23 protein-coding genes and 1 pseudogene are annotated in these 17,626 nt (G+C 52.9%); 22 read left to right on the top strand and 2 right to left on the bottom strand.

Going from position 1 to position 17,626, the window contains the following annotated elements:
• Positions 1 to 74: 74 nt before the first annotated feature.
• A complete protein-coding gene (locus AACS05_RS15680) occupies positions 75 to 1,127 on the top strand; it encodes a DNA-methyltransferase (RefSeq protein ID WP_045445236.1) in 1,053 nt (350 codons plus the stop codon).
• Positions 1,128 to 1,147: 20 nt separating this feature from the next.
• Here the strand turns inward: AACS05_RS15680 and AACS05_RS25010 are convergent, their stop codons facing one another.
• On the bottom strand, positions 1,148 to 1,417 hold the full coding sequence (locus AACS05_RS25010) for an ECs_2282 family putative zinc-binding protein (RefSeq protein WP_045445234.1): 270 nt from the start codon (positions 1,415 to 1,417) through the stop codon (positions 1,148 to 1,150).
• Between the two features lie 308 nt (positions 1,418 to 1,725).
• Between AACS05_RS25010 and AACS05_RS15675 the strand changes: the two genes are divergently transcribed.
• The 5 genes from AACS05_RS15675 (at position 1,726) to AACS05_RS15655 (ending at position 3,921) form a co-directional block, all read left to right on the top strand.
• Positions 1,726 to 2,121: a phage holin family protein gene (locus AACS05_RS15675; protein WP_045445232.1), complete on the top strand. Its 396-nt coding sequence runs from the start codon at positions 1,726 to 1,728 to the stop codon at positions 2,119 to 2,121.
• A complete protein-coding gene (locus AACS05_RS15670) occupies positions 2,108 to 2,389 on the top strand; it encodes a phage holin family protein (RefSeq protein WP_045445230.1) in 282 nt (93 codons plus the stop codon). The genes AACS05_RS15675 and AACS05_RS15670 overlap by 14 nt, the downstream gene beginning before the upstream one ends.
• 154 nt (positions 2,390 to 2,543) lie before the next feature.
• Positions 2,544 to 3,161: a glycoside hydrolase family 19 protein gene (locus AACS05_RS15665; RefSeq protein WP_045445228.1), complete on the top strand. Its 618-nt coding sequence runs from the start codon at positions 2,544 to 2,546 to the stop codon at positions 3,159 to 3,161.
• Positions 3,158 to 3,697 (top strand): DUF2514 domain-containing protein, encoded by a 540-nt coding sequence (locus AACS05_RS15660; protein ID WP_045445225.1) that lies wholly within the window; start codon positions 3,158 to 3,160, stop codon positions 3,695 to 3,697. Before AACS05_RS15665 ends, AACS05_RS15660 begins: the two co-directional genes overlap by 4 nt.
• 29 nt (positions 3,698 to 3,726) lie before the next feature.
• Positions 3,727 to 3,921: a hypothetical protein gene (locus AACS05_RS15655; protein WP_045445222.1), complete on the top strand. Its 195-nt coding sequence runs from the start codon at positions 3,727 to 3,729 to the stop codon at positions 3,919 to 3,921.
• A gap of 52 nt (positions 3,922 to 3,973) precedes the next feature.
• Here AACS05_RS15655 and AACS05_RS15650 read toward each other — a convergent pair whose 3' ends face one another.
• Positions 3,974 to 4,315, bottom strand: coding sequence for a hypothetical protein (locus AACS05_RS15650; protein ID WP_045445219.1), 342 nt, complete (start codon positions 4,313 to 4,315; stop codon positions 3,974 to 3,976).
• Positions 4,316 to 4,454: 139 nt separating this feature from the next.
• Here AACS05_RS15650 and AACS05_RS15645 point away from each other — a divergent pair.
• From AACS05_RS15645 to AACS05_RS15570, 16 genes and pseudogenes are all read left to right on the top strand, one after another.
• Positions 4,455 to 4,586: pseudogene (locus tag AACS05_RS15645) on the top strand (HNH endonuclease); the annotation flags it as partial.
• A 262-nt stretch (positions 4,587 to 4,848) separates the two neighbouring features.
• Positions 4,849 to 5,394: a terminase small subunit gene (locus AACS05_RS15640; protein ID WP_000453624.1), complete on the top strand. Its 546-nt coding sequence runs from the start codon at positions 4,849 to 4,851 to the stop codon at positions 5,392 to 5,394.
• Positions 5,369 to 7,291, top strand: coding sequence for a phage terminase large subunit family protein (locus AACS05_RS15635; RefSeq protein ID WP_045445214.1), 1,923 nt, complete (start codon positions 5,369 to 5,371; stop codon positions 7,289 to 7,291). The genes AACS05_RS15640 and AACS05_RS15635 overlap by 26 nt, the downstream gene beginning before the upstream one ends.
• Positions 7,291 to 7,497 carry a phage head-tail joining protein gene (locus AACS05_RS15630; protein WP_003034782.1) on the top strand — a complete coding sequence of 69 codons (207 nt, stop codon included), beginning with the start codon at positions 7,291 to 7,293 and terminating at the stop codon, positions 7,495 to 7,497. The genes AACS05_RS15635 and AACS05_RS15630 overlap by 1 nt, the downstream gene beginning before the upstream one ends.
• The gene (locus AACS05_RS15625; RefSeq protein WP_045445211.1) at positions 7,494 to 9,086 is read left to right on the top strand and encodes a phage portal protein; all 1,593 of its coding nucleotides are present in this window, start codon (positions 7,494 to 7,496) and stop codon (positions 9,084 to 9,086) included. The genes AACS05_RS15630 and AACS05_RS15625 overlap by 4 nt, the downstream gene beginning before the upstream one ends.
• Positions 9,067 to 10,404, top strand: a complete 1,338-nt coding sequence (locus AACS05_RS15620; RefSeq protein WP_045445207.1) for a S49 family peptidase — start codon at positions 9,067 to 9,069, stop codon at positions 10,402 to 10,404. The genes AACS05_RS15625 and AACS05_RS15620 overlap by 20 nt, the downstream gene beginning before the upstream one ends.
• 9 nt (positions 10,405 to 10,413) lie before the next feature.
• Positions 10,414 to 10,746: a head decoration protein gene (locus tag AACS05_RS15615; protein ID WP_045445195.1), complete on the top strand. Its 333-nt coding sequence runs from the start codon at positions 10,414 to 10,416 to the stop codon at positions 10,744 to 10,746.
• 67 nt (positions 10,747 to 10,813) lie between these two features.
• On the top strand, positions 10,814 to 11,839 hold the full coding sequence (locus tag AACS05_RS15610) for a major capsid protein (protein ID WP_045445192.1): 1,026 nt from the start codon (positions 10,814 to 10,816) through the stop codon (positions 11,837 to 11,839).
• A gap of 44 nt (positions 11,840 to 11,883) precedes the next feature.
• Positions 11,884 to 12,288 carry a DNA-packaging protein FI gene (gpFI, locus tag AACS05_RS15605; RefSeq protein ID WP_045445189.1) on the top strand — a complete coding sequence of 135 codons (405 nt, stop codon included), beginning with the start codon at positions 11,884 to 11,886 and terminating at the stop codon, positions 12,286 to 12,288.
• Positions 12,289 to 12,299: 11 nt separating this feature from the next.
• Positions 12,300 to 12,653, top strand: a complete 354-nt coding sequence (locus AACS05_RS15600) for a head-tail joining protein (RefSeq protein WP_045445186.1) — start codon at positions 12,300 to 12,302, stop codon at positions 12,651 to 12,653.
• 9 nt (positions 12,654 to 12,662) lie between these two features.
• Positions 12,663 to 13,217 carry a phage tail protein gene (locus tag AACS05_RS15595; protein ID WP_003826200.1) on the top strand — a complete coding sequence of 185 codons (555 nt, stop codon included), beginning with the start codon at positions 12,663 to 12,665 and terminating at the stop codon, positions 13,215 to 13,217.
• On the top strand, positions 13,214 to 13,612 hold the full coding sequence (locus AACS05_RS15590; protein WP_045445183.1) for a phage minor tail U family protein: 399 nt from the start codon (positions 13,214 to 13,216) through the stop codon (positions 13,610 to 13,612). The genes AACS05_RS15595 and AACS05_RS15590 overlap by 4 nt, the downstream gene beginning before the upstream one ends.
• Before the next feature lie 7 nt (positions 13,613 to 13,619).
• Positions 13,620 to 14,357, top strand: a complete 738-nt coding sequence (locus AACS05_RS15585) for a phage tail protein (protein WP_045445180.1) — start codon at positions 13,620 to 13,622, stop codon at positions 14,355 to 14,357.
• Positions 14,358 to 14,393: 36 nt separating this feature from the next.
• The gene (gpG, locus tag AACS05_RS15580) at positions 14,394 to 14,801 is read left to right on the top strand and encodes a phage tail assembly chaperone G (RefSeq protein WP_003826205.1); all 408 of its coding nucleotides are present in this window, start codon (positions 14,394 to 14,396) and stop codon (positions 14,799 to 14,801) included.
• Positions 14,802 to 14,851: 50 nt separating this feature from the next.
• Positions 14,852 to 15,130: a phage tail assembly protein T gene (locus AACS05_RS15575; protein WP_003034817.1), complete on the top strand. Its 279-nt coding sequence runs from the start codon at positions 14,852 to 14,854 to the stop codon at positions 15,128 to 15,130.
• Positions 15,108 to 17,624, top strand: a complete 2,517-nt coding sequence (locus AACS05_RS15570; protein WP_045445175.1) for a phage tail tape measure protein — start codon at positions 15,108 to 15,110, stop codon at positions 17,622 to 17,624. Before AACS05_RS15575 ends, AACS05_RS15570 begins: the two co-directional genes overlap by 23 nt.
• The last annotated feature ends 2 nt before the right edge of the window (positions 17,625 to 17,626 follow it).

Genomic DNA, 17,626 nt, shown 5'->3' with positions numbered 1-17,626 from the left:
GTCACAAGCTAACCAAGGCCCACTGCTTTAGCGCAAAAGCAACGTGAGCCTATCAGAGTTACGCTTACTGATCTATGAAAAATACTGTAAAAATAAACAGTGTTGAGTTAATCAACGCTGATAGCCTGCATTACGTCACCACCCTCCCGGATAACTCTATTGATCTGATAGTTACGGATCCGCCGTACTTCAAAGTGAAGCCCAACGGCTGGGACAACCAATGGAAGGGGGACGAGGACTACTTACGCTGGCTTGATAGCTGCCTGGCTGAGTATGCTCGCGTTCTTAAACCTGCTGGCAGCATCTACCTGTTTTGCGGTCACCGACTGGCCTCAGACATAGAGATTATGATGCGTGCCCGGTTCAACGTTTTGAATCACATAATTTGGGCAAAACCATCGGGCCGCTGGAATGGTTGTAACAAAGAAAGCCTGCGCGCGTACTTTCCATCTACGGAACGGATTTTGTTTGCTGAGCACTATCTTGGGCCGTACACAGGTAAAGAGGATGTTTACGAAAGGAAAAGCACAGAGCTAAAGCAGCACATTATGACGCCACTGATTGACTACTTCCGTAATGCCCGTGAATCACTGGGTGTCAGCTCGAAAGAAATAGCTGAGGCAACAGGAAAGAAAAACATGGCGTCACACTGGTTTGGTGCAAGCCAATGGCAACTACCAAATGAAGTGGACTATAGAAAATTGCAGGAACTGTTCACGCGGATCGCTATCGATAAGCACATTCAGCAGAAGCTTGAACATCCTCACCACCAGCTGGTAGCTACCTATCAGTCATTAAACCGCAAGTATTCAGAATTGCTGGAGGAATACAAAACCCTCCGGCGCTGCTTCTCTGTTTCCGCTCTTGTTCCGTATACCGACGTATGGACGCATAAGCCTGTTCAGTTTTATCCGGGCAAACATCCATGCGAAAAACCTGCAGGCATGCTGAAGCAGATCATTAGCGCCAGCAGCAGACCAGGGAATATCGTTGCCGATTTCTTTATGGGCTCTGGTTCAACTGTGAAAGCTGCAATAGAACTTGGCCGTCGGGCGATCGGTGTAGAACTGGAAGCAGACAGATTTTTTCAAACTGTCAGCGAAGTTGAGGAGATGGATCGAACATAGATATCACTATGCCACTGTTGCTACCGTTTCATTTTTTTCATTATAGGTAAAATGGTAGCAGCAGGTTCATCTGATGTGCTGGATATGTGTTTTTGCATTTTGGCTAATGCCTCTTTGACCATCTGTGCTGCTTTATGCCTGGTAAAACGTAGCAACTCCTCTTTTCGGAACTTAGTTCCACAGTCATTGCATTCTACCGGGCAAAAATCCTGTGAATTGTAGATATCTTCAACGCATGGTAACTCGGTTAAGTGGCCACATTTGGGGCACTTGTATTTAACGTTGAACATTGTGAGGTTTCTCTTTTGCAAAAACTTAATGTTATTCTAATGTAGATAAATGTTTCATGAATTTACATGTTGTAACCAAAGAATTGTGAGTGATGTTGTACTTCATGCAGGTGAGTGATGATGTTTTATCCATATTCAACAGATGGTTACGTGTTGAAATTGAATTTTTCTTTCTGCTACAAGCTAGGAATTTACCTATAAGTTTAAGGGAATCACTTACGAGTTTTTTTATGAATTCATTCTCTGAATCGTGAACCTATTTCCCCTCATTTCCGAGAGGATTCATATCAATTAAGAGGGGGGACTAAATGTCCGATCCTGTTTCTGGCACTACGGTCGCTGCTGGTGGCCTGATGGGGGCTAGCGTATTTGGTCTTGCAACCGGTATTGATTACGGCGTGGTATTTGGTGCATTCGCAGGTGCAGTTTTTTATGTAGCAACAGCAGCAAATATCACACGAGTAAGATTGATTGCTTACTTCATGACGTCATTCATTGTTGGCGTTCTTGCGGCTGGTCTGGTTGGTTCAAAGTTGGCTCAGATTACAATGTACAGTGACAGACCATTAGACGCACTTGGTGCAGTGTTAGTAGCTGCGATGACAATCAAAGTACTCACATTTTTCAACAGTCAGGATTTGGGGAGCCTGTTCAGTATTCTTTCGCGATTCCGTGGAGGAGGGGCAAGTAATGGTAACAAGTGATCCGTCTGCGATGGTGAATGCAGGTATTTGTGTGGTCATCGTCCTTGTTCTGATGTTCTACCAGCGTGAAGGGGCAAGATATCGCCCCGCTATATCTCTGCTGGCTTACTTCTTCGTGCTGGTTTATGCCAGCATCCCATTCCGCTATTTGTTTGGTCTGTACCAGGAATCACACTGGCTGGTGGTTATCGCAAACCTACTTATTTGCGCTGCCGTGTTATGGGCTCGTGGAAACGTGGCGCGGCTACTCGATGCTGTTCATAAATAAAAAAGCGAGTCGCAACGACATCGCTACAACTCGCAAAAGAGATGAAATCATTAGGATTTATCTTATGTTTCATTGTGACTTAAATTAAATTTCATTTCATCACCTTGGGTGAATTCAACCCCTACTATTAATAGTGGGACAACCAGGTAACCATATGAACCAATCACAATTTCAGCAGGCGGCTGGTATTAGCGCCGGGCTTTCTGCACGCTGGTTTCCGCACATTGATGCGGCAATGAAAGAGTTTGGCATTACAGCTACGAACGATCTGGCTATGTTCATCGCCCAGGTTGGGCATGAATCTGCTGGTTTTACCTCGCTGGTCGAGAGCTTCAACTACTCGGTAGACGGGCTGAAGAAAACCTTTGGTAAACGCCTGACGCCGTATCAGTGTGAAATGCTGGGGCGTGTCGATGGTAAGCAGGTGGCCCACCAGCCGCAAATAGCCAATCTGGTTTATGGTGACCGCATGGGGAATAACAGCCAGGGTGACGGCTGGAAATATCGCGGTCGTGGCCTGCTTCAAATCACCGGCCGCGAGAACTACGCCAAATGCGGTGCGGCGCTGAAGCTTGATCTGATCAGCACACCAGAGTTGCTGACACAGGAGAAGCATGCAGCCCGTTCTGCTGCATGGTATTTCACATTACGTGGTTGCCTGATGTATTCAGGTGATGTTGTCCGTGTCACGCAGATCATCAACGGTGGCCAGAATGGACTGGCCGACAGAAATAGTCGTTATAACAAAGCGCGGGCGGCGTTGCTGGTATGACAGCGGTCTTTGCTTTTGTTAAGGCGCGGTGGAAAACAATCATTGTTTTGCTGATGTTGGCTGGTGCATTTCTTGCCGGGAATATCTGGAGTGAGCGGGGCTGGCAAAAGAAGTGGGCTGACCGTAATAGCATGGAATCTTCACAGGAAGCGAACGCGCAGACTGCCGCACGCTGGATTGAACAAGGGCGCATAATTGCCCGTGATGAGGCTGTAAAAGATGCACAAGCACAAGCCGCTAAATCTGCTGCCACTGCTGCTGGCATGTCTGCCACTGTTAGCCAGTTGCGCACCGAAGCAACAAAGTTTGCCGCCCGCCTGGACGCCGCAAAGCACACCTCAGATCTTGCCGCTGCCGTCGGAAGCAAAACAGCCAGCGCCAACGCCGCAATGCTTGCCAACATGCTCGGAAGACTTGCAGCAGAAGCTAAATATTATGCTGGAATCGCTGACGAACGCTACACCGCCGGGATGACGTGTGAACGTATTTACGACTCGATGAGAGAGTCAAATAACAATCCCGTAGCCTCGCAATAGCGGGGCTTTTTAACGACAGAGGCATGAGTATGACAGTAGTTCTTACAGCTAAGCAGATTGAAGACCTGGCAGCCTTCGAGAAAGAAGATGGCCAGCCTCAATACACCATCACTACCGGAACAATTCCTGCGTTCGAAGCGGATGATGGCGAAGTTATCCCTGAGCACACTGGGCTGATTGCCTATTCCGAGTCACTGGAGCACGGTGTGTTACAACTCGATTAGTGGGCTTATAGCTGGTTCTCTAAGGCCTAATTATGCTTAATCTGAGTGCATATTACGCCGACATTTTAATTATCGCAGTAGCAAGTTGAACAAGGTCAGTTCCTACCTTAAGCCATTTTGATAAACCAGCAGCGTTGAATATTTCGTGTGCTCTACTGACCGTTATTTCTTGGCGTTGTAAATTTTCTAATTCAGATTTTGCCAGTAGTAACGATATCTCAGCTTCTTTATTTGCAAGTAGGTCTTTGATTAATGTGTCTGCGTGCGACTCTATGATAACCGCTTCACCTTTAATATCTTCGCCATGGAAAGAACCTATTTCGATATTATCTCCAGAAATGCGAAGCCCAATACCACAATCCTTAGCCACAATTCGGCCTATTTTTACAGTCATTTCTCATGCCTCAGTAGATTAACTTTGATGATATTACCAGAGTTTTCCTAAGGTGATCATCAAGATAGTGCTCAGCTTTTTTGAACCAATCTGTAAATCTTTAACATTATGTATAAAAAGGATTTGCGTAGGAGTAATTATGCCACCGCGCACACCGAAGGCTTGTCGCGTACGCGGCTGTTGGTACACCACAACAGACCCATCAGGCTACTGTGAAAATCACAAAGGTGAAGGCTGGAAATCCTATAAGCTAGGTCAATCACGGCAGCAGTGCCGTCGATAATGACATGTAATTGATAATTAATATCGTTTGTGGGTCCTTTCCGGCGATCCGGTCTGTTACGGGGCGGCGACCTCGCAGATTCTCGCTATTTATGAAAATTTTCAGGCATTTGCCATTTCCGTTCTTCTTCTCGCTAATTCATTGTTTTAACTGCAAACACCCCCTGAAAAGAAAGGAAACGATAAGCCTTAAAAACGGCTAAATAGCCAGAGGGCGTTTCCTTTCTCTGTTTTTGTGCATGGAGTGGGCTATGGAGGTTAACAAAAAGCGTCTTTCTGAAATATTTGGGGTCAGCGTGCGAACCATTCAGAACTGGCAGGATCAGGGAATGCCAGTAGCACGTGGCGGTGGAAAAGGTAATGAGGTCCTCTATGAATCTTCCGCGGCTATCGAATGGTATTCCGCACGCGACGCGGCGATTGAGAATGAGAAATTACGGAAGGAGGTGGAAGACCTTCGTCTTGCATCGGAATCCGACCTCCAGCCAGGTACGATTGACTATGAGCGTCACCGCCTCACTCGAGCGCAGGCAGATGCCCAGGAACTAAAAAATGCAAAAGATTCCGCTGAGGTGGTGGAAACCGCATTCTGCACGTTCGTGCTGTCGCGGATGGCCGGAGAAGTAGCCAGCATTCTTGATGGAGTTCCTCTGTCGGTTCAGCGGCGCTTCCCGGAGCTGGAAAACCGACATATTGATTTCCTCAAGAAGGACATCATTAAGGCAATGAACAAAGCAGCTGCGCTGGATGAAATAATACCGGGGTTGCTGAGTGAATATATCGAACAGTCAGGTTAAGGGGCTGCAGCACTCTGCTCGCGCAGGGCTACTTTCGCTGTACCGACCTGAGCCGCAAACGGCGGTTGAATGGGCAGACGATAATTACTATCTCCCCAAAGAGTCGGCCTACCAGGAAGGGCGCTGGGAAACGTTGCCGTTTCAGCGCGCGATCATGAATGCGATGGGTAACGATTACATACGTGAGGTCAACGTTGTTAAGTCTGCCCGTGTTGGCTATTCAAAAATGTTGCTGGGTGTTTATGCGTATTTTATTCAGCACAAGCAGCGAAATTCCCTTATCTGGCTGCCTACTGATGGTGACGCCGAAAACTTTATGAAGTCGCATGTTGAGCCGACGATTCGCGATATTCCGTCACTTCTGGCGCTGGCCCCCTGGTATGGCAAAAAGCACCGGGATAATACGCTCAGTATGAAACGCTTCTCCAACGGGCGCGGATTCTGGTGTCTGGGCGGTAAAGCGGCGAAAAACTATCGTGAAAAGTCAGTGGATGTTGCCGGCTATGACGAACTCGCTGCTTTTGATGAGGATATTGAGAAAGAGGGTTCCCCGACGTTTCTGGGTGATAAACGTATTGAGGGCTCTGTCTGGCCTAAATCTATTCGTGGTTCAACGCCAAAAACAAAGGGAACCTGCCAGATTGAGCGTGCTGCCAGCGAATCCGGGCATTTCATGCGTTTTCATGTTGCCTGTCCGCACTGTGGTGAAGAACAGTACCTTAAGTTCGGCGACAAAGAGACCCCGTTCGGGTTCAAATGGACACCCGGCGAACCCTCCAGCGTCTTTTACCTGTGTGAACATAATGCCTGCGTCATTAAGCAGCAGGAGCTGGATTTCACTGAAGCTCGTTACATCTGCGACACCACAGGGATCTGGACGCGCGATGGTTTATCCTGGTTTTCATCAACAGGCACCGAAATCGACCCGCCAGACAGCGTGACGTTTCACATCTGGACGGCATACAGCCCGTTTACCACCTGGGTACAGATCGTCAAAGACTGGCTAAAAACGAAAGGGGATACCGGAAAGCGTAAAACCTTCGTGAACACGACGCTGGGCGAAACATGGGAACCTAAAATTGGTGAACGTCCTGATGCGGAGCTCATGGCCGAACGCAAAGAGTTCTTCGGGGCATCCGTACCGGAGCGTGTTGCTTATCTGACTGCCGGGATCGATTCCCAACTGGATCGTTATGAAATGCGCGTCTGGGGATGGGGTCCCGGTGAGGAAAGCTGGCTGATTGATCGGCAGATCATTATGGGCCGTCATGATGATGAAACGACCCTCGTCAGGGTGGATGAGGCGATTAACAGAACCTATTCCCGAAAGAATGGCGTGGAAATGTCGGTATCCCGTATCTGCTGGGATATCGGCGGTATTGACCCCACCATTGTCTACAATCGCTCAAAAAAGCATGGTTTGTTTCGCGTGATCCCGATTAAAGGGGCTTCCGTTTACGGTAAGCCTGTCGCGAATATGCCGCGTAAACGTAACAAGAACGGCGTTTATCTGACGGAAGTGGGGACTGATACCGCAAAGGAGCAGATTTATAACCGCTTCACACTTCAACTGGAAGGGAGTGAGCCTCTTGCCGGTGCCGTGCATTTTCCCAATAACCCCGAAATTTACGATCTGGCTGAGGCGCAGCAGCTTACTGCTGAGGAGCAGGTTGAAAAATGGGTGGACGGGCGTAAGAAAATCGTCTGGGACAGCAAAAAACGACGAAATGAGGCGCTGGACTGCTTCGTTTATGCGCTGGCGGCCCTGCGGATCAGTATTTCGCGATGGCAACTGAATCTTGATTCACTGCTCGTGAGCCTGCAGGAGGAAGAGGGGAGCCGGACCAATAACAAAACCCTGGCTGATTATGCCCGGGCATTATCTGGAGATGAATAATGGCGACACAGACTGATCTGGATGCCGCCCGCGCTGCGTTGCACGATCTCATGATGGGAAAGCGGGTGGCAACGGTGCAAAAAGACGGCAGGCGGGTTGAGTTCACCGCGACCTCCGTCAGTGACCTGAAAAAATACATTGCCGAACTTGAGTCACAGGTTGGCACCACTCCACGACGCCGGGGACCGGCAGGATTTTACGCATGAAAACACCTGCTTTGTTAGGACCGGACGGTAAAACCTCACTGCGGGATTATGCCGGATATCACGGTGGTGCTGGTGGCTTTGGCGGTCAGCTCCGCGCCTGGAATCCACCGAGTGAAAGCGCAGATGCTGCGTTATTGCCTAATTTTTCCCGTGGTAACGCACGCGCTGACGATCTGGTCCGCAATAACGGCTATGCGGCAAACGCGGTACAGCTCCATCAGGACCACATTGTCGGGTCGTTTTTCCGGCTCAGTTATCGGCCCAGCTGGCGTTTTCTGGGCATTGGAGAAGAAGAAGCCCGGGCGTTCTCCCGTGAAGTTGAGGCGGCCTGGAAAGAATTTGCAGAGGATGATTGCTGCTGCATTGATGCGGAACGTAAGCGTACATTCACCATGATGATCCGTGAGGGTGTTTCCATGCATGCGTTTAACGGTGAGTTATGTGCACAGGCCACCTGGGACAGTGATTCCACGCGTCTTTTCCGCACACAGTTCAAAATGGTGAGCCCGAAACGCATCAGCAACCCCAATAACGCCGGAGACACGCGAAACTGCCGGGCAGGTGTCAGAACAAATGACAGTGGCGCCGCGCTGGGATATTACGTCAGCGAGGATGGCTATCCGGGGTGGATGGCGCAGAAGTGGACCTACATCCCGCGTGAACTGCCCGGCGGGCGGCCTTCATTTATCCACGTATTTGAACCCCTGGAGGATGGGCAGACACGCGGTGCCAACGTGTTTTACAGCGTCATGGAGCAAATGAAAATGCTCGATACACTGCAGAATACGCAGCTCCAGAGCGCGATCGTTAAGGCGATGTATGCCGCCACGATCGAAAGTGAGCTGGATACGCAAACCGCGATGGACTTTATTCTCGGCTCAGACAGTAAAGAGCAGCAAAGCAAGATGACTGGTTGGCTGGGAGAGATGGCCTCGTACTATACCGCGGCGCCGGTTCGTCTCGGTGGCGCGAAGGTGCCGCACCTGATGCCGGGCGACTCCCTGAATCTTCAGTCAGCGCAGGATACTGACAACGGCTATTCGACGTTTGAACAATCTCTGCTGCGCTACATTGCTGCAGGTCTGGGTGTGTCGTATGAGCAACTCTCTCGCAACTACTCGCAGATGAGTTATTCCACCGCCCGCGCCAGTGCTAACGAGTCCTGGGCGTACTTTATGGGGCGCCGCAAATTTGTTGCCTCCCGCCAGGCCTGTCAGATGTTTTTATGCTGGCTGGAAGAGGCCATTGTTCGCCGGGTGGTGACATTACCGTCTAAAGCCCGGTTCAGCTTTCAGGAGGCGAGGAGCGCCTGGGGAAATGCTGACTGGATCGGCTCCGGGCGAATGGCCATTGACGGACTGAAGGAGGTGCAGGAGGCCGTCATGCTCATTGAGGCGGGGCTGAGCACCTATGAGAAGGAATGCGCCAAACGCGGGGAAGACTATCAGGAAATCTTTGCCCAGCAGGTTCGTGAAACGATGGAGCGCCGTGCTGCGGGACTTAAACCTCCAGCGTGGGCGGCTTCGGCCTTTGAGTCTGGACTGAAAAAATCGAATGAGGAGGGGACCGATGACGCCAGAGCTGCGTAATCTCCCGCACATTGCCAGTATGGCTTTCAATGAGCCGCTTTTACTTGAACCCGCCTATGCGCGGGTTTTCTTTTGCGCGCTCGCTGGCCAGTTAGGTATTACCCGTCTGACCGACACCGTGTCGGGCGTGATGCTAGGTGCAGAGCAGATGACTGAACCGCTGGCTCTCTTTGGTGATGATGAGGACATGGGCCCAAAACCAGCGCGAAGCTACCAGGTTACCAACGGCATCGCGGTGCTGCCGGTTTCCGGGACGCTGGTCAGTAAAACCCGCTCACTCCAGCCGTACTCAGGGATGACGGGGTACAACGGCATCATCGCCCGCCTCCAGCAGGCTATCAGTGACCCGGGTGTAGACGGCATTCTTCTGGATATGGATACGCCAGGTGGAATGGTGGCGGGTGCCTTTGACTGTGCGGACATCATCGCCCGCATGCGGGATATCAAACCCATATGGGCGTTAGCCAACGATATGAACTGCAGCGCTGGCCAGCTGATTGCCAGTGCGGCATCGCGTCGGCTTGTGACGCAGACGGCCAGAACGGGATCCATCGGGGTCATGATGGCCCACAGCAATTACGGCGCCGCCCTTAAAACCAGCGGCGTTGAGGTCACGTTGATTTACAGCGGCGATCACAAGGTGGACGGGAACCCCTACGAGAAATTACCCAAAGAGGTACGTGCAGATTTTCAGGCGCGTATCGACGCTACCCGGCAGATGTTCGCTGAAAAGGTGGCGGGTTATACCGGCATGTCGGTTCAGGCCGTTCTTGATACTGAAGCCGCTGTATTTTCAGGCCAGGAATCAGTAGACAACGGCCTGGCGGAGCAACTGGTCAACAACATGGATGCGCTGAACGTTATGCGCGATGCAATTAACAAACGAACGATGATTTCCCGAGGAGGAAGCATGAAAGGTACTACTGCATCCGCAGATACCACTCAACCAGCAGCATCTGCTGACCAGACCGTGACCACCGTTGACGTGCCTGCTGCGGTCGTTACTGACCCTGCAGCGGGCGCAACTGTTGATATCAGCAGCCAGGTGGCAGCGGCGGTCGCAGCCGAAAACGGTCGCATTATGGGGATCCTGAACTGTGAAGAGGCGAAAGGGCGTGAATCACAGGCGCGCGCGCTGGCGGAAACGCCAGGGATGACGGTGGAAAGTGCCCAGCGCATCCTTGCCGCGGCTCCTCAGAGTGCTCAGGCGCGTACGGATACCGCGCTGGATCGTCTGATGGAAACCGCACCCGGCACCGTAACGGCAGGTAGCGCTTCTGCCGAAGCGGGTGACGATTTGTTAAATACACCTGTTTAAGAGGTCAACATGTCTAACACTGAACAATTTACGCACAATCAGCCCCTCGGGAACAGTGATCCGGCGCATACCGGTTTTGCACCTGGTGAACTGACGAAAGCAGTACCGGCGATGACGCCCCTGATGCTGGATGCCACTTCCGGCAAGCTGACCGTCTGGGATGGCCAGCATGCGGGGGCTGCCTGTGGCGTTCTGGCGGTGTCTGCCGACCAGAGCAATACCGAGCTGACATTCTATAAGTCCGGCTCTTTCCGTATTGAAGATGTGCTCTGGCCGGATGCGGTGACGGATGAACACATCAAGCGCAACGCGTTCACGGGTACAGCCATCAGTATCGTCTGACATCCGACTTAACACTAACCATCATCCACAGAAGCCGCCATCGCGGCTTTTTTTACGGGAAAAATCTATGTCAATTTACACAACTGCCCAACTGCTGGCGGCCAATGAGAAGAAATTCAAGTTCGACCCGCTTTTCCTGCGTATCTTCTTCCGTGAAAGCTACCCCTTCAGCACCGAGAAGGTGTATCTGTCGCAAATCCCGGGCATGGTCAACATGGCGCTGTACGTCTCGCCTGTTATTTCCGGCAAGGTCATTCGCTCCCGCGGCGGCGCAACGTCAGAGTTTACGCCGGGTTACGTCAAGCCAAAGCACGAGGTAAACCCGCAGATGACTCTGCGCCGCCTGCCGGATGAAGACCCGCAAAATCTGGCTGACCCGGCCTACCGCCGACGTCGCATTATCCTGCAGAACATGAAGGATGAAGAGCTGGCGATTGCCCAGGTGGAAGAGAAACAGGCAGTGGCTGCTGTTCTCAACGGTAAATACACCATGACCGGCGAAGCGTTTGAACCGGTTGAGGTGGATATGGGACGTAGTGCCGGAAACAACATCATCCAGGCAGGCGCTGCGGCATGGAGCTCCCGCGACAAAGAAACATATGATCCCACTGACGATATTGAAACCTATGCGCTGAACGCCAGCGGCGTGGTCAATATTATCGTCTTTGATCCGAAGGGCTGGGCGTTGTTCCGTTCATTCAAAGCGGTAAAAGAGAAGCTCGACACCCGCCGAGGTTCTAACTCTGAACTGGAAACGGCGCTGAAAGATCTGGGTGAAGCGGTCTCCTATAAGGGAATGTATGGCGATGTGGCCATTGTCGTTTACTCCGGGCAATACATTGAAGACGACACCAAAAAGAACTACCTGCCGGATTTGAGCATGGTGCTGGGTAATACCCAGGCGCGCGGTTTGCGCACCTACGGCTGCATTCAGGATGTGGATGCCCAGCGTGAAGGCATTAACGCTTCCACGCGTTATCCGAAAAACTGGGTACAGACAGGCGATCCGGCGCGTGAGTTCACCATGATTCAGTCTGCACCGCTGATGCTGCTGGCTGACCCGGATGCGTTCGTGTCTGTCAAACTCGCCTGATATTCATCTGTGGCCCTGCGGGGCCCTGTTCCGGAGTTGTTCTCATGACTGAAAAAGAAAAGTTGATTGCGCGGCTTAATGAGCTTGGCGCGCAGCTTGATCGGGAAGTGAATACCAGTGGCACCATTCAGGAGCTTTCTATGCGCATTGCAGAGCTGGAGGAAGAACTGAATGACGGCACGGATACCGATAGTGTTGAAAATGGTGGCGTGAGTGATGGTAGTGCATCCACCGGCGCCGTAGAACCCGTACCGCCAGTGGATACTGTGTTAAGCGGTAGAACAGATGACGCGCTGATGGCCGTCGAAGCGCTGGCCACGCTGCACATTGAGGCGCTGCACGCGACCCGCGATGAACGGGTATCTATTGTCGAGGCGGGGACCGTGATCCGCGTGAAAGAAGCGGATGCGGACAGCCTGGTTGCACTCGGACTGGTCCGCAAGCACTAAAAGGGGGCTGTGTGGCTGATTTCGATAACCTTTTTGATGCTGCAATAACACAGGCCGATGACACTATTCGGCTGGTTATGGGGACTTCTGCAACGGTAACGTCCGGTGCGATTTCTGGTGTCACGTTGAGTGGTGTTTTCGATGATCCGGAAAATATCGGTTACGCCACACCCGGCATCCGTGTCGAGGGGACCAGCCCGTCGCTGTTTGTGAAATCAGCAACGATTGGGCAGCTTGCACGGCTGGACTCGCTGGATATTAACGGAAAGCCTTTCTGGGTTGATCGTATTGGTCCTGATGACTGTGGCTCCTGCCATATCTGGCTTGGTACGGGTTCTCCTCCCGCAGCGACCCGGCGCCGTTAAGGGGAAACTATGTCTTTAAAAGGGCTTGAACAGGCTATAGCAAACCTGAACAGCATCAGCAATACGGCGGTTCCGCGGGCCTCGGCGCAGGCTGTTAACCGTGTCGCCACCCGGGCAGTCAGCCGAAGCGTTGCCGTTGTCTCGAAAGATACGCGGGTGCCACGCAAGCTGGTAAAACAACGCGCGAGGATAAAACGCGCCACGGCGAAAAAGCCGATGGCAATGATCCGCGTGAACCGGGGCAACCTGCCCGCGATAAAGCTCGGTACCGCCAGCGTACGGTTATCCCGCAGAAAACGGGACAAAAAAGGGGCCAATAGTGTGTTGCGTATTGGTCCTTTTCGTTTCCCCGGGGCCTTTATTCAACAACTGGAAAATGGTCGCTGGCATGTGATGCGACGGACATCCAGACCCCGCTATCCGATCGAAGTGGTCAGCATTCCACTGGCAGCGCCACTGACGACCGCATTTAAAGATGAGCTGCCGAAGCTCATGGAATCGGATATGCCTAAAGAACTTCGGGCATCCCTTAAAAACCAACTCAGGCTTATTCTGAAACGATGAAACACACTGATATTAGAAAGGCGATTATTGATGCGCTGGAGAGCCATATTGGTAAAGACGCGCTCTATTTTGACGGACGTCCTGCGGTACTGGAGGAGGGGGATTTCCCGGCGGTCGCTGTCTTCCTGACGGATGCCGGGTATACCGGCGAAGAACTGGATGCTGATATCTGGCAGGCCACGCTGCATATCGAAATCTTTTTACCGGCCCAGGTACCTGATTCCGAGCTCGATGACTGGATGGAATCACGTATTTATCCGGTGCTTGGCAATGTGCCAGAACTTTCCGCGTTGATCACTAACATGGTGCAGCAGGGGTATGACTACCAGCGCGATGACGATCTTGGGCTGTGGAGTTCGGCTGATCTGAAATATTCCATTACTTACGAAATGTGAGGACGTAATGACTACACCAAACCCACTGGCGCCGGTAAAGGGTGCCACCACCACGCTCTGGATTTATTCCGGATCGGGTAACCCCTTCGCCAACCCATTATCGGATGTTGACTGGACGCGCCTGGCAAAGATTAAAGACCTGCAGCCCGGTGAACTGACTGCCGAATCAAACGACGACACCTATCTGGATGATGCGGATGCTGACTGGACGTCCACTTCACAGGGCCAGAAATCGGCGGGGGAGGCCAGTTTTACGCTGGCCTGGAAACCTGCCGAGAGCGGGCAGCAGGATCTGGTTCGCTGGTTTGATGACGGTACCGTGCTGGCGTACAAAATCAAATACCCGAATGGCGCCATCGATGTGTTCCGTGGCTGGGTAAGCAGCCTGGGTAAAACGGTGACGGCAAAAGACACCATTACCCGTTCTGTCAAAATCAGCAACAACGGCAAGCCAGGTCTTGCTGAAGACAGCGCTGCTGCAGTGATTGACGTAACCGGCGTCAGCCTGGATAAATCGACCACCACTGTTGCGGTTGCTGCCACCACCACGCTGAATGTCACCGTGGCGCCAGCCAGCGCAAGCGATCAATCTTTCCGGGCCACCACCACGGATGCAGGTAAAGCCACAGTGACTGTCGCTGGTACGGTTCTGACGGTAACCGGCATTGCCGCCGGAACCGCCGACATTATCGTGATGACCAACGACGGGCTTTTTGTCGCGACCTGTAAAGTCACCGTTTCCTGACTTCCGGGGCTGTGGCCCCGCTTTCTGGAGTAACCCATGTTTTTAAAAAGTGAGCCGTTCGAACGCAACGGTAAGACCGTCACGCTCTACGAACTGTCGGCGCTGCAGCGTATTGAGCATCTTGAACACCTGAAGACGCTGGAAAGTATCACCGATGCCGACATGCAGGCGGCGATGGATATGACGATTAAATCTGGCGCACTGTTGGTGGCCATGTCTTTATGGCATGGACATCCCCTGAAAGGGACGCACAAAACGCCGAAAGAAGACGTTGAGCAGATCCAGAATGAAGTGCTGATGACCTGGCCGCTGGAGATTGTTTCCGCAGCAGAGTACAGCGTGAAGCTGTTATCCGGCATGGTGCCGCTGCAGGAAGCGAATGATCCAGAGGATATCGCTGTGACTGAGCCGGTCAGTCTGGAAAAGTCCTCGCCAGCGAGCTGACATTCGTCCTGAAACTGGCGCGTGAATTTCGCCGCCCGGACTGGCGCGCCATGCTTGCTGGTATGTCGTCAACGGAATACGCCGACTGGCGAACGTTCTACCAGGACAATTTTTTTAATGATGCGCAACTGGATGCACATTTTTCCTCGCTGATGCATATCGTCATTACCGCGCTTGACCCCAAAACCACATCAACCCCTGCCAGCTTCAGCCTGCTTTCACCTTCTGCGGAGGATATTGCCGATGATGAACCTGGTGACGCTGTGCTGATGGCAAAGGCCGAGGGCATTTCAGGAGGTGTTCGCTATGGCCCAGACGGCAGTGGGTGACCTGGTCGTTAACCTTGACGTTAATTCGTCAAAGTTCAACGAGCAGATGGAGTACGTAAAAAGGCAGTTTAAGCAGACGGGTGACGCAGCGAATGACTCTGCCCTGAAGGTGCAGCAGTCATTTACCCGCCAGGAGAGCGCCGCGAAGAAGGCCGGTATTTCAGTCGGCCAGTACAACGCGGCGATGCGTATGCTGCCTGCGCAGTTTACGGATATCGCCACCCAGTTGGCCGGTGGGCAGAGTCCGTGGCTTATCCTGCTGCAGCAGGGCGGTCAGGTGAAAGACTCCTTCGGCGGTATTATTCCGACCTTTCGGGCGCTGCTGGGCACCATATCGCCGGTGATGGTAGGTGTTGGCGCGCTGGCTGCCGCCACTGGCGCGGTGGTTTACGCCTGGTATCAGGGCTCGTCCACGCTGTCTGATTTCAACAAAACGCTGGTCCTGTCCGGTAACACTGCCGGGCTGACCTCAAACCGCATGCTGGTGCTGGCGAAATCCGGCGAGCAGGCGGGACTCACGTTTAACCAGACCAGCAGCGCGCTGACGGAGCTGGTCAACGCCGGAGTGCGTGCCGGTGCCCGGTTCGATGAGATGAGTCAGGCGGTAGCGAAATTTACCGATGCGTCGGGTGTGCCGGTCGATAAGGTGGCGGCGGCATTCGGCAAACTGACGAACGATCCGACCTCTGGTCTGATTGCCATGGCGCAGCAGTTTCACAACGTCACAGCGGAACAGATTGCTTATGTGGCGCAGCTGCAGCGTGCCGGGGATGAAGCCGGGGCGCTGCAGGCAGCTAATGATGCGGCGACGAACGGTTTTCGTGAGCAGACAAAGAGTCTGCGCGACAATATGGGGTCGATTGAGTCTGCTGCCGACAGCCTGAAGCGCGCCTTTAAATCCATGTGGGATGCGGCGCTCGATATCGGGCGGCCTGACACCACGCAGGAGATGGTTGCCAAAGCGGAAGCGGCCTTTAAGCGGGCGGATGAAATCTGGAATCTGCGTAAAGGTGATGGTTATGTCAATGATGATGCGCGTGCCAGCTACTGGAACGATCGGGAGTCTGCCCGCCTTGCACTGGAAATGGCGCAGCAGCAGGCCAGCGTGGCAAAGGCCACTGAGGATAACGCCGCCCGCGAGGCGGTGATTGAATCTGACCGCCAGAAGTATGCCGCGCAGGCGCAGTCGAATTATGCAAAGACGCAGACTGCGCTGGAGAAGTACACGGCCCGTCAGAATGAACTGAACAAGGCGCTTAAAGACGGACGGATCCTCCAGGCTGACTACAACATCAATCTGGAAGCTGCGAAAAAAGAATACGACGACTCGCTGAAGAAACCCAAAGCCCCTTCAGCGGTAAAAACACCTGCAGGTGTAAAAAGTGTCGATACTGCCAGCGCGCAGACGCTGGAGCTGGAGGCGCAGTTACGCACTCTGCAGGAGCATAAGAGCATCACGGATACCATCAGCCAGCAGCGGCAGGAATTGTGGAAACAACAATCCCGCTTTTCGGTGCTGGAAGAGGCCGCCAAAAAGCGCGCGCTGACCGCCGATGAAAAATCGGTGCTGGCGAACAAAGACGAGGTACTGGCGCGGGCCGAAGTGAATGCCCGGCTGGGCGATCAGATTGTTGCCCAGGAACGGTTAAACCGCCTGCAGGACAGCTCGCAGAAGTACATTACCCAGATTGGGGAGAAAACCCGGGCGCTGGTGGCCGGGGGCAGCATGAGCAGTCGCGGCGCGCAGCGGCAAAACGAAGAGGCGCAGCTGCGGCAGGGCTGGATGAATGCCGGCGGTACGGACACTGATCAGGGTTATCAGAACGAACTGGATGCACTGAAGAAATATTATGCCGCACAGGACGAGCTCCGCGGCAACTGGCAGGCCGGGGCGAAATCAGCGTGGGCTGACTATGCCGATTCAGCGGCTGATGCCTATGGTTCGATGAAATCCGCTGCTTCAGCCACATTCGATGGCATCAGCCAGAATATGGCCGATATGCTGACGACAGGGAAAGCAAACTGGGCAGATTTCACCCGTTCCACGTTGTCGATGCTGACGCAGATCCTGATGAAGCAGGCCATGGCCGGCCTGGTCAGTTCTGCCACGTCAGCGCTGGGTTTTGCTGGCGGTGGTTATACCGGATCCGGCGGCAAGTATGAGCCAGCAGGTGTGGTGCACCGTGGAGAGTTTGTCTTTACGCAGGAGGCCACCAACCGAATAGGTGTCGGCAACCTTTATCGCATGATGCGCGGTTATGCGACTGGTGGTCTGGTCGGCGTGAGTGGCGGTGGCGTTGCTTCTCCTTTTGGCGTCAGCGTGTATGCGCCGGTTTCGGTGACAACAGGCCAGGGGGATTCCGGTCAACAGAAAGGAAGCGGCGATGCGCTGGGGAAAGCCTATCAGCAGGTGATCAATAGCTCAATCAGGGAAGGTATCACCAGAGAAGTCCGGCCCGGTGGCATCATCTGGAATGCAACAAAACAGAGGTAAGT

This window comes from Citrobacter sp. S-77, from assembly GCF_963864895.1.
Taxonomy (GTDB): domain Bacteria; phylum Pseudomonadota; class Gammaproteobacteria; order Enterobacterales; family Enterobacteriaceae; genus Citrobacter; species Citrobacter murliniae.
The sequence above is the reverse complement of the archived record's forward strand: the minus strand, read 5'-3'. Positions and strand labels throughout refer to the sequence as shown.